This window comes from Pseudomonas sp. FSL W5-0203, from assembly GCF_001896155.1.
GTDB classification, from domain to species: Bacteria; Pseudomonadota; Gammaproteobacteria; order Pseudomonadales; family Pseudomonadaceae; genus Aquipseudomonas; species Aquipseudomonas paracarnis.
In genome coordinates, this window is record NZ_MPOR01000025.1 from 14,788 (window position 1) to 32,071 (window position 17,284).

Here is a 17,284-nt window from a genome sequence, read left to right on the forward strand (position 1 = left end):
GACAGCGGGCCGATGTGCGGGCAAAACCCGCCTAGACTTCCGAATCCCAGATCACGGTGACTACGCCTGAATAGGTACTCCCGGGATGCTTGAGCATGTCGCCCACGTCTTCTTTGTCGACTTGAAAGTGCAGCGTGCCGGGGCGGTTGTTGACGTAGTGCACGGACTGGATCAACTCGGTGCCTACCCCATCCCTGCGTAACGGCTGCCGGTTTACGGGCTCGTCGCGCTGGTTGTGCAGGCCAAACGGCAAGCTGACCGCGACCTGCAACGGCACCTCATCCCCCGCGCCGTTGCGCAGGCCGCAGGTGTTGCCGATCGCCAGCCCGCATTCAAGGGTCATCTTGAAACGCCCGCTGGAGAAAATGCTGAAGGTCTGGTCACGGGACAATCGCGAGGGCTGCCGCCCGCGGTTGAGCCAGGCTTGCCAGCCGCCTTCGGGGAGCAGTTCGACACGGTTGCCGCCCGGAGGCAGGGTGACTTTGAGGATGTGCTCGACTTGCAGGGTGAAATTGAAGGTGGCGATGTTGTCGCTGGGAATCATCACGTCACCGAAGTCAAAGTCACCGCCAGGCCCCATGCTGTAAGTCAACGACCCGCGATACTCGCCGGCCGTCATGGTCAATGGGTTGGGCGTTCTGAGCTCGTAACCGTATTCCATATAGCTGTATTTGAGCCATGGAATGTCGTACCCCGGCGTGAGGCTGCACGCCCCGGCATTTTCTGGAACACTCCAGAAAAACAGCCCGAAATTGATCCACGCCGCGTGATAGCCCAGCCCCACACACGGCGGGGCGCCGGCCTTCCAATAAAAATCCCACGGTTTGCCCTCATACTGCCAAGCACTGACACCGGGCGGGTAGGCAATATCCCAGCGGGTCCCCACCCCGGCAATACGCATCTGCACGGTGGCGCTTTCGCCTGTGCCCGTGTGAGTCACCTGCACGTCGCGCCACGCTGAAGGCACTTTGAAATAGGCGCCTTGCCGCGGGTCGGTATGCCCGGCCGCAATCGGTGTGGCAGATTCAGCCCGGAACTCCATGTTGCGAATACTGAAGATATTAAGGGCCTCACATCGCGTCGGTATGTGCCAGGCGCATACGCCACTGTGAGCCGTGGTGTTCTTGAACTTGTTACTCATCGGGTTCGTCGGATCAGGCCGAAACACCGCCGTGATGTCCTCAACGAACGCCTGCGCCGTCAAGCTCGTACAGCCGAGTGCGAGTGCCAGGGGCATCGGCCTCAACAGTGTTTTTATTGCAGTGATAAAAGTCATCGAATTCCATCCAAGCCAGCGTCAACTGGCGGTGTCGGCCTTGTGGTTAGCTTCAGCCAGCGTGTCCGGCGTGCAGCGCAGATCACCGATCATCAACACATCGTTTTCATTGGTCGTATGCCTCGGGTCGAGGCGGAACTGGCAGAGCAACTGGTTCTGGTAGCGCACTTGCAGGGTTGGTGAACTGGAACTCATCTCCATGGAGAAAAACCCGTCCACTTCGCTGACGCCACGGCTGGCGTGGTTGATCACGTGATGCCCCTTAAGCGGCGCGCCTCGCCCGTCCAGCAGGCGACCGAGTACGGTGACGGTTTTCATCACGGTGACCTTGCGGTAGTCCACACCGCCCTTGTTCAAGTGGTAACTGGAACGGGTGGGCTGGATATTGGCCGCCGGCGGGTGATTGCCTTCGAAGTCGAAGCTCACGCTGCTGCTCTTGTAGGCCGAGACCGGCACATAGTTGCGTCCTGGCCGCAACACGGCGCTGCCGCCGCCCAGGTCGTCGGCGCGCAGGGCAATTTCATCGAGGTCGGTTTCCACATCGATGATCATGCCTGCCCCATTGCCCTGGTACTGGCTGCTCAGCAACATCTTGCCGGCGCCCGCGACGAACGTGCTGTTGAGGTTCAAGCCACCGCTGAAATCACCGTTGAAGGAGCTGCGCTGCACAAAGCCGTCACCACTGAGCGCATCGGTACTGAAGCTGGCCATACTCGACAAGCCGACGCCGTAGGTGTCGGTTATGGCTGTGGCCGAAACGCTTTGCAGCACGTGGTCGGTGAGGTCCTGGCGAATCGTCAGCGAGGCGTTGTTGTCACGCCCACCATCGCGGGCGGTGCGGGTGCCGACGCTGCCGGAAATCTGCCGGCCGTCTGTGCCCAGGTTCATGCTCAGGGTCACGTCGACGCCACGGTTGCGTTGGTCGTTGGTGCCGCTGCTGCCCGGTCGGTCGAATACCGAGAAACGCCAGTTGGCATCACTGCCGAACAGTTTGTCGTGGCGGCTCCAACCCAAGTCCACGCCTGCCCCTTCCACATTGCCCTGGCTGTGGGAAACCCGCAGGTTCAAGGTGTTCTGTGCGTCGAGGCGGTGGTTGACCGACAGGGCAGAATTGCTCGCCTGGCCGACGAAGGTGTTGCGCCGCAGGCGTGTACCGTCGGGCAGGGTTTCGTAAGTGTCGCGAGTGTCGAGCCAACTGCGGTTATGGCTGAACACCAGGTTGGTCGCACCGAAACTGTAAAGCCCTTGCAGGTCCATGCCAGTGCCATGTTCCTGGGTTTGATACAGGTTGGCGTAGAGGCTGGTATTGCCGGCCACGGTCCAATCCACCGAGCCGCCGTACTGCAGTTGCTCGCGCACCTGGCGAGCAGACAGGCCGAGGATCACGCGCGGATGCACCAGGTAGTTGAGTGACGCACCGGCGGTGATCGCGCCGGAGGCCTGCTCATCCCAGTTGCTGAACAGCTTGGTCTCGCGCCCGGCAAACAGGTTGTAGCGCCACGGGTCGTCGGCGTTGCGCCAGTTGCTGGGCTTGTACACCAGTTCCTGGCTGGTGCTGGTGGTGAGGCCATCTTCCACCAGGCGCACTTCGACCTCATAGATGCCGCCCGGCAGTGGCCGGGTGTCCAGGGTTTGCAGGCCGGCCGTCACCGACTGGGTGTTGATCAACAAGCCATTGCGATAAATCTCTACCGCCGCCTGCCGACTGGCGGTGACGTAGATCGGATACACGCTGGGCTTGGCGTCATTGATCGCCAACGTGTCGGAACTGCCATACATCACACCCAGCGCCGTATCGGGGCTGGCGCCGAAGCTGCGCAGTTGACGGGTGAGGCCATCGGAATTCGGCGTGAAGTGGCCCAGGCGGAAAAACTGCCCTTGCAGTTCACGCTGGGTGTACAGCTCGTGGATCGCATGACGCATTTGCGCCTCATCGCCACTCTGGCGGGCCAACTGCAGGTTGAACACCTGGCTCCAGTTACCCACGCTGGAGCTGGCTTGCAGGCCATAGCGTCCACCCAGGCTGTCTTGCTGGCTGCCATTGAGATTGAGCTGGTTATTGATGATCAACCCCAGGCTGCCGCCTTCCGGTTGGTCATAGAAACGCGGGGTGTCGTCTGCCAATTCGACGTTTTGCGTCAGGATCGACAACTGCGAGCTTTCGAGGTTGTAGTACGCCGAGATCATTTTTTGCGGGCAGGACTGGGTGCAGGCGCCCAGCGCCACGCCTTGTTCCAGCACGGCCTGCCAGGTGTCGCGGGTGGCCGCCGGGACTTTACTGTCACCGGTATCGGTAAATTCCAGAAGGGTCACGCGGTCGTCTTGAGACAACACGATCAAGGCTTCGCCGAGCAGTTGTTGGTCCAGGTCCACACGCACCGCCAGCGGCACATCAAAAAAATGGTCGGCAAACCCTGCGGGCAAGCCTTGGGCCTGAGAAATCAGGCTGCCGGGGGTGGCAGCGCCAGAAGTGGCGGGCGCTGCCAGGGCACTCGTACACACCAACAGCGCAAGCGCTGCCGCGATAGGCGTCATCGGAAACATGAACGGAATACTCGGAATGCCAGGGCCAAAAATGAAAATCAGGTCGGCAGACCGAGGAGGAAAAATCAGCCGACCTGCAAGTCATACAAGGGGTGCCCGTACGTCGCGGGCACTTATGGGTTTCAAGGCGTTGGCAATACCGCGTCGAACACCACCGGCATCACCGCGGTGTAGGAACCACGCTGGGTGGCCGACGGTTTGGCCGCGACGATGCGCATTTCAGCCCCCACGCCAGGGGTGGAGTCGGCTTCATTGACTACTTCCTGGGGGGTGCCGGTCAGCGTGACGCCATTGAGGCTGGTGGTGAGCGGGATGTTCTGCGACACGTCACCATTGAACAACACAGCCGGGCCACCTTCGATGTAAGCGTGTACCGAACCGTTGGTGTTCTTGAGATCGTAGATGGCGCTCAACGGAGCCAACTCGCCGCTGACCAGGTTGTAGCTCATGGTTTCGTCACGGCCCCAGTTCGGGTCACGCGGTTGTGCGTGGAACACGGTGGTCGGGATGTTTGCCTTGAGGTTGACGGTGTGACTGGCTTCACCTGCAGCGATAGCTGTTACCGAGGAAGACAAAGCCAAAACAGCCAGGGGAACAGCAACAGCAAACTTCTTGAACATGATCAGTACCTGCATTTATTAACATTGATTGGTTCGTTGCCAAGTACCACCTCAACAACGAATTACGCCGCTGGTTAGTTGAACCACACAACGCCAAACAATCATTCAATAAAATTAAAAGCAGGTATGCAGGCTTCTTCTCACACGCTCGTAGCCCTTGTAATCAGGGCGCGCGGGAAAAACATGGCACTTTGACCAAACTTTAAAATCCGCTGTAAGAAACAGGCTACACGGCAGTAAAAGCATAACCTGAAAACTACTGTAAGAACTGGACTACACCATACATACACTCGATAAAAAACTCACGACACTTAGCTTGAATTGGAGCGCCAACTCTAATTAAAGTTATAACTCTAAAGACGCTATTCGTCTATTCACATATTCCGATTTCCGGCTGCGTCTCACGCTGCCACGACCGTTGGTCGCCATAGGCTACCAACGACATAAGATATATCTTACGTTATATCTAAACCTGAGCAGAGAAGCCCTACATGAAGCATGATCATCGCGGCGAATTTGAAAAACGGGGTGGCCGTGGCCCCCGGGTGTTCGCCCCAGGCGACCTCAAGCTGCTGCTATTAGCCCTCATCGCTGAACAGCCCTGCCACGGCTACGACCTGATCCGCCGCATCGAAGGCTTGTTCGACGGCGCCTACAGCCCCAGCCCCGGCGTGATCTACCCCACCCTGACCTTTCTTGAAGAGAGCGAGTTGATCAGCGGCGACGCCGATGGCGGAAAAAAGCGCTACACAATCACCGACGCCGGTCGTCTCTTCTTAAGCGAGCAAGCCGTTGCCCTGGACGGCGTGCGCATGCGTATCGATGTCAGCAAGCGCTCGCTGCGCGGGCACGACCGCCCACCCGAGATCCACGAGGCGGTGCACAACCTGCGCCATGCCTTGCACTCACACCACGGGCACTGGAGCCCGGAAGAAATCGTTCGTGTCGCGGCGCTGCTCAACGGCACCGCCCAAGCTATTGCCGACGGGAGAGATCAATGAACACACAAGCCATCCATCGCGTGACCCACGACATCAAACGCCGCCGCCTGCAAGTACTGCGGGTGGTGGATATCACCCCGCGTATGCGCCGTATCACCTTGGGTGGGCCGGAACTGGCAGGTTTCATCAGCCTGGGCAGCGACGATCACATCAAACTGCTGTTCCCGCAGAACGCCGCCGAACAAGCGGCGCTGGAAAGCCCGACGTTCGCCATCAAGGGCGACGGCCCGCAACCCGCCATGCGCGACTACACGCCACGGCGTTACGACCTGGACATCGGCGAGCTGGACATCGACTTCGTGCTGCACGGCGATGGCCCTGCCTCCACCTGGGCCGAGCAGGTACAGGTCGGCCAGCATCTTTATATCGGTGGGCCAAGGGGTTCGATGATCGTGCCGGACATCTTCGACAGCTACCTGCTGATCGGTGAAGAAACCGCCCTGCCCGCCATCGGTCGACGCCTGGAAGAATTACCGGCCGGGCGCAAGGTGCTGGCGGTGATTGAAATCGCCGATGCGGCGGAACAACAGGTGCTCGGCAGCGCAGCCGAAGTCGAGGTGATCTGGGTTCTGCGCGGCCACGATGACCTGCTCGATGTAGTGCGCAACCTGACGCTGCCCAGCGGGGCGTTGTACAGCTTCGTCGCCACCGAAACCAAGCTGTCGCGCCAGGTACGGCGGGTGCTGCTGGATACGCACAAGGTCAACGAGGAATACCTCAAGGCCGTGGGTTACTGGCGTGCTGAGGGCAGCGAAGAAGAATGATTAAGGTGGGAGCGGGCTTGCCTGCGATGCAAGCACCTCGGTTTATCAGGTACACCGAGGTGATGCTATCGCAGGCAAGCCAGCTCCCACATTAATGGTGCTCACTTTAAATCGAGGGGGATTTGAGGCGCTTGTCCAGGCCAATGATCGCCAACGCGATGACGATGAACCCTGCCAAAATCCCTGCGGCATTCACAAACACCTGTGGATAACCGAGGCTGTCCACATCCATGAACGGGTACTGATACTGCCCGAGCATATGCCCCCGCAGCAGCACATAACCGAAGTACACCAATGGGTAGATCACCCAGCCGGCAATGTGTTTGAGCCGCAACGTACCCTTGGGCACACACCGCCACCAATACACCACAAACAACAACGGCATGACGTCGTGCAGCAACTCATCGGCGATAAATTGAAAGCCTTGCGGGCTCCACAGATGCCGCAGCAGCAGGTTGTAGGCCAGGCTTACCACCACGATGCTCGCGGCAATCGCGCTACTGATGCGAGGCGCGAGGAAAAACCGCTTGGCGCCAGAGTCGCGCTTGACCAGCGCGTAGCTGAGCACCACGACCACCAGGGTATTGGTCAGCACGGTGAAGAAGCTGAAGAAACTGATCAGGCCGCCCAGCAAGCTCGCGCCACTGGTCCAGCGCGAATAGAGAATCAGGTATTGCTGGATCGCCAACCCCACCCAACCGGCCAAGGCTGCCGTCGCGACAAAGCGCTTCATGCTTTCAATCCAGGGGGCGCTTGGTACGCATCAGCTTGACGTACAAACCTTCGACCTTTTCCCGCGCCCACGGGGTTTTGCGCAGGAAAGTCAGGCTCGACTTGATGCTCGGGTCACTCTTGAAGCAGCGGATATCAATGCGCTCGGCCAAGCCGCTCCACTCGTAATGCTCCACCAGGGTGGTGAGCACGTGTTGCAGGGTCACACCGTGGAGCGGGTCGTTGCTTGTCGCGGTCATGCCAGGCCTTTTGCAAAAAGAGGAAACACAGCCGCGCACCTTAGCCGACGGGGCGTGCAGGTGGAAGCATCGCATTGAATATAGCCCGCCAGGAAAAGTTCCCCTTCTACACAAAAAAGAGATGTTATATTGTAACTTAAATTATCAGTCATTTTGCCCAGGAATCTCCGATGTCGCTGCCTTCTCTCTGGCGCTTGTCGCCCCTCGCCGCCGCCCTGTTGATTGGCTCCCAGGCCCATGCCCTGGAACTGCCACCCCAAGTGGTCACCGGCAACCCGCTGGGCAGCGAACAGCTGGCCTCGCCCACCACTGTGCTGACAGGCGATGACCTGACCCTGCAACAAAAAGGCAGCCTCGGTGAAACCCTGAACAAGCAGCCGGGTGTGTCGTCTTCGTACTTTGGCCCGGGGGCCAGCCGCCCGATCATTCGCGGCCAGGACGGCGACCGCATTCGTATTCTGCGCAACGGTGTGGGGGCGCTGGATGCCTCGTCGCTGTCCTACGACCACGCGGTACCGCTGGACCCGATCAACGTTGACCGCATCGAAATCGTGCGGGGCCCGGCCGCCCTGCTGTACGGCGGCAGCGCCATCGGCGGGGTGGTCAACACCTTCGACAATCGCATCCCCACCGAGGCCATCGAGGGCATCCATGGCGCTGGCGAGTTGCGCTACGGCGGTGCCGACACCACCCGCAGCAGCGCGGGCAAGTTGGAGGCCGGTAACGGTACCTTCGCTTTGCATCTGGATGCCAATGGGCGCGAGTTCAATGACTTGAAAATCCCAGGCTATGCCCGCAGCCGGCATGCACCGGAGAGCGAGGACGGCCCCGGCAAAAACGGGCGCCTGGGCAACAGCAATGGGCGCCAGGACGGCGGTGCGGTGGGCGGTTCCTACACCTGGGACGATGGTTATGCCGGGCTGTCATACAGCAATTACGACAGTAACTACGGCTCACCCGCCGAGCAGGATGTGCGCATCCGCATGAAACAGGACCACTACGCCTTTGCGTCCGAGATCCGCAACCTGCAAGGGCCGTTTACCTCGGTGAAAATAGACGCCGGTTACACTGACTACGAACACCGGGAAATCGAAGGCGGCGAAACCGGCACCACCTTCAAGAACAAAGGCTATGAAGCCCGCGTTGAAGCCCGACACCAACCGATTGGCCCGTTCGATGGCGTGGTCGGCGCCCAAGTGACGCGCAACGAATTCTCGGCCCTGGGCGAAGAAGCTTTCGTGCCACAGAGCGACACCAACGCCGGCGCGCTGTTTATCCTCGAAGAAATGCAAGCCACTGAACGCCTGAAACTTAGCCTCGGCGCACGCCTGGAACACACCAGCGTCGACCCGAACGCCAAAGGCAACGAGCGTTTTGCCAATGCCGACAAGAGCAATAACTTCACCGCCGGCAGCTTGTCGTCTGGCGCTGTCTACACCCTTACGCCGGTCTGGTCCCTGGCCGCCACCCTGGGCTACACCGAACGCGCACCAACCTTCTACGAGCTGTATGCCAACGGCGCCCACGTCGCCACCGGCACCTATGAGTTGGGCGATGCCAACCTGAAGAAAGAAAAAGCCGTGTCCAGCGACCTGGCGCTGCGCTTTGACAACGGCACCCACAAGGGCAGCTTTGGCGTGTTCTATAGCCGCTTCTCCAATTACATCGGTTTGCTCGGCACTGGCCGTACGCTAAACGACGAAGGTGAAGAGGACGCGGGCGGTATTCCCGAGTACGAATATTCTGGCGTACGAGCACGCTTCGCCGGCTTCGAAGCCCAGGATCACTGGAAGCTCGGCGAAGGCGCCTACGGCAAGTTTGCGCTGGAACTGTCGGGCGACTACACCCGCGCCACCAACCTGGACACCGGCGAAGCCTTGCCGCGCATTGCGCCATTGCGTTTGAACAGCGGCTTGCTGTGGGAACTGGATCGCTGGCAAGCGCGTATCGACGTGGAACATGCCGCGGGCCAAGGGCGTGTGCCGGATAACGAAAGCGGCACCGATGGCTACACCACCCTCGGCGCCAGCGCGGGGTATCGCTTCAATGTGGGTGGCAGCCAGTGGCTGGCCTTCGTCAACGGAGAAAACCTGACCAACCAGACCGTGCGCTATGCCAGCTCGATCCTGCGCGATATCGCGCCGGCGCCAGGTAGAAGCGTGCAGTTCGGCGTTCGCACTACCTTCTAATCATCACCGAAAATCCCCTGTGGGAGCGGGCTTGCTCGCGAAAGCGTTGGGTCAGTCAACATCAATGTTTGCTGGGCCGACGTCTTCGCAGGCAAGCCAGCTCCCACATTTGAACGTCGTTGCGTTGAGCATTGCGTTCGCTTGACTGATCGGGATCGGGGCGACTATCTGTCACTGTTACCAAAACTGAAATGATGCATCTTGCGATTCACCCTTTCTCAAAACGCCCCGCCGCATTATCCTTCGCAACAATCTGAAACGCTTCAGCTCCCGGTCGACTCCTTTTGCCGAATCTCTTTTTGCTCAAAGACAGCGCTGTCTTAATCCGACCTGCGCTCGGGAGTTTATTGCCTGCCTGTGGATAACCCGGTTACCCACAGAAAAAACCAAAAATAACGATGAACCAAGCCCGAGCCGAATCGTCATCTACAGTGAGTGAAGCACGGGGTTACATAATTCCAACGTAACGGAGAAACACACTATGAGCACTGATGGTGCCTCAAGCCCAAGCCGCCTGTTGCCCAGGCTGCTAGGCGTCTTGCTGCTGATCATGGGGCTGGCCTTGCTGGCTGGCGGCGTCAAGCTGAGCATGCTCGGCGGGTCGCTGTACTACCTGCTCGCCGGTATCGGCATCACCCTGACCGGCGTGTTGCTGCTGGCCACCCGCCGCGCCGCGCTGGGCTTGTACGCACTGGTGTTGTTCGCCAGCACCGTGTGGGCCTTGTGGGAAGTCGGCCTGGACTGGTGGCAGTTGGTGCCGCGCCTGGCCCTGCTGTTCGCCTTGGGCATCGTCATGCTGTTGCCGTGGTTTCGTCGTCCGTTGCTGCGTGGCCAAGCGGCCCCGCTGGGTACCGGCGCGCTGAGCGTTGCCGTGGTGCTGGCGGGCGCGACCGCCCTGGCCAGCCAATTCACCAACCCAGGTGAAATGGTCAAGACCGGCCAACTGGACCGCGACGCGGTGCCGGGTATGGCCAGCGCTGCGCCAACCCAGGCCGATGGCGACTGGAACTCCTATGGCCGCTCGGCCTTCGGTGACCGTTACTCGCCACTGGCACAGATCACCCCGGAGAACGCCCATAAGCTGGTGCCGGCGTGGACTTATCGCACGGGCGACATCCCTGGCCCAGGCGATCCCGGTGAAACCACCGCGGAAAATACCCCGCTGAAAGTCAATGGCATGCTCTACGTGTGCACACCGCACAGCCAAGTGATTGCCCTGGACCCGGATACCGGCAAGGAAATCTGGCGTTTTGACCCGAAGATCACCACCCAGGGTGCTGAGAGCTTCAAAGGTTGGGCGCACATGACCTGCCGTGGCGTGTCGTACCACGATGACGCCGCCTACGCTTCCGAGCAGAGCCCGACGGGCACTGCCAGCCCGGCCGCCGCTCCGAATGCCTGCCCGAAACGTATCTTCGTGCCGACCGCCGACACCCGTCTGATCGCCCTGAACGCCGACACCGGCAAGATGTGCGAAGACTTCGGTGACAAAGGTCAGGTCGACCTGCGTGCCAACATCGGTAGCTTCGCCCCAGGCGGTTACTACTCCACGTCGCCACCGGCCGTGACCAAAAACCTGGTCGTGATCGGCGGTCACGTGACCGACAACGTTTCCATCGACGAGCCAAGCGGCGTGATCCGCGCGTTCGACGTGCACACCGGCAAGCTGGTGTGGAACTGGGACAGCGGCAACCCGGACGACACCACCCCGTTGGCCGAGGGCAAGACCTACACCCGCAACTCGCCGAACATGTGGTCCATGTTCGCCGTGGATGAAAAACTCGGCATGCTCTACCTGCCGATGGGCAACCAGATGCCCGACCAGTACGGCGGCGACCGTACCGATGAGTCTGAGAAGTACGCCGCTGGCTTGACCGCTCTGGACATCGACACCGGCCACGTGAAGTGGACCTTCCAGTTCACCCACCACGACCTGTGGGACATGGACGTGGGCGGCCAGCCTTCGCTGATCGACATCAAGACCGCTGCGGGCGTGAAGCAGGCAGTGATGGCGTCGACCAAGCAAGGCAGCATCTACGTGCTGGACCGCGCCACTGGCCAGCCAGTGGTGCCCGTCAATGAAATCCCGGTGCCACAGGGCGCAGTGGCGGGCGACCGCACCTCCCCTACCCAACCCAAGTCCGACCTGAACTTCATGCCGCCGCCGTTGAAAGAACGCGACATGTGGGGCGTGACCCCGTTCGACCAGATGCTGTGCCGGATCGATTTCAAATCCATGCGCTACGACGGCCCGTTCACACCGCCGTCCCTGCAAGGTTCGATCGTATACCCAGGCAACTTCGGCGTGTTCGACTGGGGCGGCATCTCGGTTGACCCGGTGCGCCAGATCGCCTTCGTGAACCCAAGCTACATGGCGTTCAAATCGAAGCTGATCCCAGCTGCCGACATTGCCAAGCAAGGCCCACGCGTCAGCGAAACCGAAGGCGTGCAGCCGAACAAAGGCGCTCCGTATGGTGTGATCCTTGAAGCGCTGCTGTCGCCGATGGGCCTGCCGTGCCAGGCACCGGCCTGGGGCTACGTGGCGGCGGTCGACCTGACCACCCACCAGACCATCTGGATGCACAAGAACGGCACCGTGCGTGATAGCTCGCCGGTTCCAATCCCACTGACCATGGGCGTGCCTAGCCTGGGCGGTACGTTCACCACCGCCGGTGGCGTCGCGTTCCTCAGCGGCACCCTGGACCAGTACCTGCGTGCCTATGACGTGAAAAACGGCAAGCAACTGTGGGAAGGCCGCCTGCCTGCAGGCGCGCAAACCACCCCGATGACCTACACCGGCAAGGACGGCAAGCAATACGTGCTGGTCATGGCGGGCGGTCACGGCTCCCTGGGGACCAAGCAGGGTGACTATGTAATGGCGTTCAAACTGCCGGATTAAGCAACGCTGGCGGTACAAAAAAGCGGCGGCCCGAATGGGCAGCCGCTTTTTTTTGCCTGCTGATAATGCCCCAGCGTTTCCCCTCAACCCTTTAAAACTAATTTAGTGCGCACGCCCTGCGTAATACAAAAGGCGTACGGATAAAACTTTAAAGGGAGCTTCACTGCATGACGGACCATGTCGCTACAAAACCGATGCTTTCCACCCCCACAAAAATCCTGGAGCTTGAACACCTCAATACTGCCAGTTTGAAAAAACTCATCAGTGGCGAAGTGCTTGCCATTCGGGTACCTGAGTTTGCCAACGCAACCACCAGCGCACGGTTGATTCAGGCCATCGACGATACCGCCACCCTGGAACACTACGGCCATGAAACCTACGAAGAGGGGCGCGTCGTTCAGCACTTCTACGGTGTGCATCGCTGGGGCACGCCGTTCAACTCCACGTACGGCAAGGCCGCCGGCGGTGACGCCCAAGAAAAATATTATGCAGACGCGGCCCGTATGCGCGGCCTTATCGACAGCCTCTGTGCGCCGCAAACGCCGCCCATTCAACAGCTGATGGAACAGTTCCAGGCGCTCTGGCCGCAAGGTGCAACAGCCGCTGCGTTCCAGGGCCGCCCAATGTTTTGCGGGATCATCCGCGTCATGTTCCCGGAGACGGCGCACCTCTCGGAAACGGTGCCCCATGTGGATTGCCTGCCCCGCACAGTCGCTGAACTGCAGCATCAATTCAGCGCCAATATCTACCTGCAAACACCGCCTTTGGGGGGCGAGTTGGTCATCTGGGATACCCAAGCCTTTGGCTATGAGGAGGTCAAGCGCTTCGAGGGTGCCCAACTGCCCGAACAGTGTTTACAAAAACCGCTGCGCATCCGCCCACGCCAGAACGAACTGGTGCTCATCAATACCCGCCGCCCCCACGCCATCTGTGGGTTCGATTCGGGAAAACGCGTCAGCATGCAGTCGTTTATTGGCTATAACGCCGGCGAACCGTTTTACTTCTGGTGCTAATACTTTTATTGCTCGTGCACATGGACGTTTATCTATGACCCCCGAAGAATTCCGCCAACATGGCTATGCCATGATCGACCTGATTGCAGACTACCGACAGAACATCGAACAACGCGGCGTGCAGCCCACCACCCAACCTGGCGAGATCAAAGCCGCCCTGCCGGTCAGCCCGCCTGAAACCGCCGAACCGTTCGAACAGATCATGGGCGATGTCGAAAAACTGATCATGCCCGGCTTGCTGCATTGGCAGCATCCCAGTTTCTTCGGGTTCTTCCCTTCCAATGTGGAACTGTCCTCAGTGCTGGGCGATTGCCTGAGCACCGGCCTGGGTGTGATTGGGTTGTCCTGGCAATCCAGCCCGGCCCTCACCGAAATCGAGGAAGTCACCACCGATTGGCTGCGCGACATGCTCGGCCTGGGCAGCACGTGGAGCGGTGTGATCCAGGACTCTGCGTCCACGTCCACGCTGGTGGCGCTTATCAGCGCCCGGGAACGCAGCTCCGATTACGCGCTGATGCACAACGGCCTGCAAAACAGCGGCGCGCCCCTGATCGTCTACACCTCAGCCCATGCCCACAGCTCGGTCAACAAGGCGGCGATCCTGGCCGGATTCGGCCAGAACCATATCCGCACCATCGCCACCGATGCACACAATGCAATGTCGCCCCAGGCACTGGCGCACGCCATCGCACAGGACCTGGCCGCCGGCAACACGCCCTGCGTGGTGATTGCCACCACCGGCACCACGGCCGCCATGGCGATCGACCCTCTGGCGGCCATTGGCGACCTGACCCAACGCCACGGCCTGTGGCTGCATGTAGACTCGGCCATGGCTGGCGCCGCGATGATCCTGCCAGAATGCCGGGCCTTGTGGGATGGCATCGAAAAGGCTGACTCCCTAGTGCTCAACCCGCACAAATGGCTGGGCGCGGCCTTCGATTGCTCGGTGTATTTCGTGCGCGACCCCGAGCATTTGATTCGCATCATGACCACCAACCCGAGTTACCTGCAGTCCAGCGCAGACGGCCAAGTGCGAAACTACCGTGACTGGCGGATCTCTCTGGGCAGCCGTTTCCGCGCTTTGAAGTTGTGGTTCCTGATACGCGAGCAAGGCGTCAGCGGCCTGCAAGCGCGGTTGCGGCGAGACCTGGCCAATGCGCGCTGGCTGGCAGAGCAGATCGAAGCCAGCGAACACTGGACGCTGGTGGCCACGCCCGCCTTGCAAACCTTGTGCATTCGCCATGAGCCGCCGGGTTTGCAAGGCCAGGCACTGGACCATCACACCCGAGCCTGGGCAGAAAAACTCAACCAGTCAGGCGATGCCTACGTCACCCCCGCCCTCCTCGATGAGCGCTGGATGGTGAGGGTGTCCATCGGCGCGCTGGGCACCGAGCATCAGCATGTCCAGAGGTTGTGGGTGCGATTGCAAACCCTGGTCGCTTGAACGCTGCCAAAGTAGCCCCCCTGTGGCGAGGGAGCTTGCTCCCGCTGGGCTGCGCAGCGGCCCCAAAATCCTGGGAGCGCTTCGCACTCCAGCGGGAGCAAGCTCTCTCGCCACAGTCAAACTGTCTAGGTTGGCACCTGCTCACGCCGCATCCACCGCTCGAACGCCAAGGCATTGAGCGGCCGGCTGATCAGGTAGCCTTGGGCCGTGTCGCAGTTCCAGCGTTTGAGCAAGGTGAGGCTGTGCTCGAACTCCACGCCCTCGGCCACCACCTTGAGCCCCAGGCTATGACTCATCTCGATGGTGGAACGCACGATCACGCCGTCGCCGCTGGTGCTGTCGAGGTTGCGCACAAAGGACTGGTCGATCTTCAGCTCTTGCACCGGTAGGCGCTGCAATTGGGCGAGGGACGAGTAGCCGGTGCCGAAATCATCCACCGACAGGCTGATTCCGCAATTGCGCAGCTGCTCCAGCACGCTGAGGGCCTGCTGCGGGTTGTGCATGATGGCGCTCTCGGTGATTTCAAAAATCAAATGCTCGGCGTCCACGTGGTATTGGGCCAATAGCGCAGTGACGCGAATGGCCAAGTCATCATCCGCCAAGTCGTTCACGGAGATATTCACCGACAGTTGGATAACCAGCCCACGCTGCGCCCATTCGGCAATCTGGCGGATGGCTTCCTCGATCACCCACAGCGTTAGCGCGCTCATGCTACCGGTGCGTTCGGCCAGGGGAATGAACTCCCCGGGGGACACTTGCCCCAGCGTCGGGTGTTGCCAACGCAGCAAGGCTTCAGCCTGGCTCACATGGCCGTGCCGCAGATCGAGCTTGGGCTGGTAGCACAGGTACAACTCGCCTTCGATCACGGCGCGGCGCAAGTCGCGAATCAGGGTGATCTGGCGTTGGTGGGCGAGGTCGCGGTCCGGTTGGTAGATCTGCAAATGCCCCGGCAGGTTGGCCGCGTCGTGCCGGGCGATGGCCGCGCGGTTGATCAACTCTTCCACCTGCTGCCCATCAGCAGGGTACGCGGCGATGCCGATGCTCACTTCATGGCGCACTTCGTCATTGCCGATGCGCAGGGGTTGGGTCAACGCCCCATGCAACTGGTCGGCGCGGGCCACGGCTGAGTCGATCTCGGTGTTTTCCAGCAACAACAGAAACTCACTGCCGGCGATGCGTGCTGCGGTGTCGCTGGCCAACAGGCTGCTGGACAAGCAGCGGCTGGCCTCGCACAACATGTGCTCGACACCTTCGGGGCCAAACCCTTCGTTGATAACTCGGTAGTTTTCAATCCCCACGTACAGCAACACCACCGGCCGCCGTGCGCTGATCGCGCTGCCCAGGCGCTCCATGGCCAGGGCGCGGTTGGGCAGGCCGGTGAGCGGGTCATGCAAGGCATTGTGGGCCAGTTGCCGCTCGCGCAGGGCGATGCCGCTTTGCATGGCATTGAACGCACGCGCCAGCAGGCCGAACTCATCGTGGCTGCGCACCCGCACCGGGGTGCGGTAGTCACCGGCCCCGATCCGTTCAGCGGCTTGCACCAGCGCATTGAGGGGGCGTGACACTCGCCGCGCCAGGAATAATGCCACCGCCAGCGAGACCAGCAGCACCGCCAGGGCAATCCCCATGAACTGCCGGTCCAGCGGCGCGAAGGATTCCAGCGCATGGTCCAGCGGGCTTTGCAGCAACACGCGCACTTCATCGCCTTCGCCGCTGTTGGCCAAGGGCAACACTTGGCTGAGCACACGCTGGCCATGGAACAGCTGGATCTTCGCCTCAGGATCGACCTGCGTGCCATGCAAGAGGCTGATGATGCTTGGGCGCCAATTGCCAGGGTGGGTGGTGAACAGCTGACCGAGATGGCCGTCCTGCACACTGAGGAACGACACCTCCAGGTTGCTCATGGAGCGCAGTTCATGGGCGAATTGCGTGTCCATGGGAAAGCCCATGACCACGCGTGCGATCGGCACAGGCCCGAGCACATCTTTTTGCACCAGCAAATAGGGGCGCCCGGCCATGGCGACGATCAACATTTGCTGGCCGCTGCGCCGCGCCTTGCGCAAGGCATCGGCATACGGGAACAGCTGGCCGCGCGTCTGCATCAGCAGGGTACTGACCATGACCCTGTCATCCAGGCCCAGCACCATCACTTCGCTGGAACTGACCCCGGTGCCATGGGTGCCCAGGGCCTCCAGGATCGGCAGCGTCCGGCCGCCGGCCACCGCCTGCTTGAACGGCCCATCGGCGGTGAGCCAGTCCAACCCGTACTGCAAGCGCCGCCCGCGCAGGTCCAGCAGGCGCTCGAACACCTGCCGCCCCGTGTTCAGCTGTACGTCGGCCTGGTTCTCCACCGCCCGAGTGGTGGCAGCGTTCACGGCAAAATAGGTGGCGGCCACGACCACCAGCAACAACAGCGCCAGCACCCCGGCTATGCGGGTCTGAAACGTGTGGCGCCAGTGCATGGCCGCGCCCTCGGGCCGTGCTCGTCGCTCTTGGCCGTGCTTTCCTTGTGTCATACGCGTCCCTGCCGACTGCTAACCGGCGTCAAAAAAACATCCTTTTT

12 protein-coding genes are annotated in these 17,284 nt (G+C 60.8%); 6 read left to right on the forward strand and 6 right to left on the reverse strand.

Translation table 11 applies throughout. From position 1 onward, the window contains the following. Positions 1–31: 31 nt before the first annotated feature. From BOP96_RS20195 to BOP96_RS20205, 3 genes are all read right to left on the reverse strand, one after another. Entirely contained in the window at positions 32–1,237 is a 1,206-nt protein-coding gene (locus BOP96_RS20195) for a hypothetical protein (protein ID WP_231125700.1), read from the reverse strand. A gap of 60 nt (positions 1,238–1,297) precedes the next feature. Beyond that, positions 1,298–3,820 carry a CS1-pili formation C-terminal domain-containing protein gene (locus BOP96_RS20200; protein ID WP_058410469.1) on the reverse strand — a complete coding sequence of 841 codons (2,523 nt, stop codon included), beginning with the start codon at positions 3,818–3,820 and terminating at the stop codon, positions 1,298–1,300. A gap of 122 nt (positions 3,821–3,942) precedes the next feature. After that, positions 3,943–4,440, reverse strand: coding sequence for a CS1 type fimbrial major subunit (locus tag BOP96_RS20205; protein ID WP_172832672.1), 498 nt, complete (start codon positions 4,438–4,440; stop codon positions 3,943–3,945). Positions 4,441–4,931: 491 nt separating this feature from the next. On the opposite strand from BOP96_RS20205, the gene BOP96_RS20210 reads away from it, so the two are divergent. Further along, a complete protein-coding gene (locus BOP96_RS20210) occupies positions 4,932–5,441 on the forward strand; it encodes a PadR family transcriptional regulator (RefSeq protein ID WP_014717092.1) in 510 nt (169 codons plus the stop codon). Further along, a complete protein-coding gene (locus tag BOP96_RS20215; RefSeq protein ID WP_073453825.1) occupies positions 5,438–6,205 on the forward strand; it encodes a siderophore-interacting protein in 768 nt (255 codons plus the stop codon). Before BOP96_RS20210 ends, BOP96_RS20215 begins: the two co-directional genes overlap by 4 nt. Before the next feature lie 106 nt (positions 6,206–6,311). On the opposite strand, the gene BOP96_RS20220 is transcribed toward BOP96_RS20215, so the two are convergent. Continuing rightward, on the reverse strand, positions 6,312–6,938 hold the full coding sequence (locus BOP96_RS20220; RefSeq protein ID WP_014717090.1) for a Pr6Pr family membrane protein: 627 nt from the start codon (positions 6,936–6,938) through the stop codon (positions 6,312–6,314). Positions 6,939–6,942: 4 nt separating this feature from the next. Then, a complete protein-coding gene (locus tag BOP96_RS20225) occupies positions 6,943–7,176 on the reverse strand; it encodes a VF530 family DNA-binding protein (RefSeq protein WP_003188882.1) in 234 nt (77 codons plus the stop codon). Positions 7,177–7,346: 170 nt separating this feature from the next. Between BOP96_RS20225 and BOP96_RS20230 the strand changes: the two genes are divergently transcribed. From BOP96_RS20230 to BOP96_RS20245, 4 genes are all read left to right on the forward strand, one after another. Next, the gene (locus BOP96_RS20230) at positions 7,347–9,365 is read left to right on the forward strand and encodes a TonB-dependent receptor (RefSeq protein WP_073453826.1); all 2,019 of its coding nucleotides are present in this window, start codon (positions 7,347–7,349) and stop codon (positions 9,363–9,365) included. Positions 9,366–9,846: 481 nt separating this feature from the next. Further along, entirely contained in the window at positions 9,847–12,264 is a 2,418-nt protein-coding gene (locus tag BOP96_RS20235; RefSeq protein ID WP_014717088.1) for a glucose/quinate/shikimate family membrane-bound PQQ-dependent dehydrogenase, read from the forward strand. A 167-nt stretch (positions 12,265–12,431) separates the two neighbouring features. Further along, positions 12,432–13,277 carry a 2OG-Fe(II) oxygenase gene (locus BOP96_RS20240; protein ID WP_019817672.1) on the forward strand — a complete coding sequence of 282 codons (846 nt, stop codon included), beginning with the start codon at positions 12,432–12,434 and terminating at the stop codon, positions 13,275–13,277. Between the two features lie 34 nt (positions 13,278–13,311). After that, complete coding sequence (locus BOP96_RS20245; RefSeq protein ID WP_069868287.1) at positions 13,312–14,721, forward strand: pyridoxal phosphate-dependent decarboxylase family protein; 1,410 nt, start codon at positions 13,312–13,314, stop codon at positions 14,719–14,721. A 125-nt stretch (positions 14,722–14,846) separates the two neighbouring features. Here BOP96_RS20245 and BOP96_RS20250 read toward each other — a convergent pair whose 3' ends face one another. Next, positions 14,847–17,183 carry a putative bifunctional diguanylate cyclase/phosphodiesterase gene (locus BOP96_RS20250; protein WP_038449037.1) on the reverse strand — a complete coding sequence of 779 codons (2,337 nt, stop codon included), beginning with the start codon at positions 17,181–17,183 and terminating at the stop codon, positions 14,847–14,849. Between the last annotated feature and the right edge of the window lie 101 nt (positions 17,184–17,284).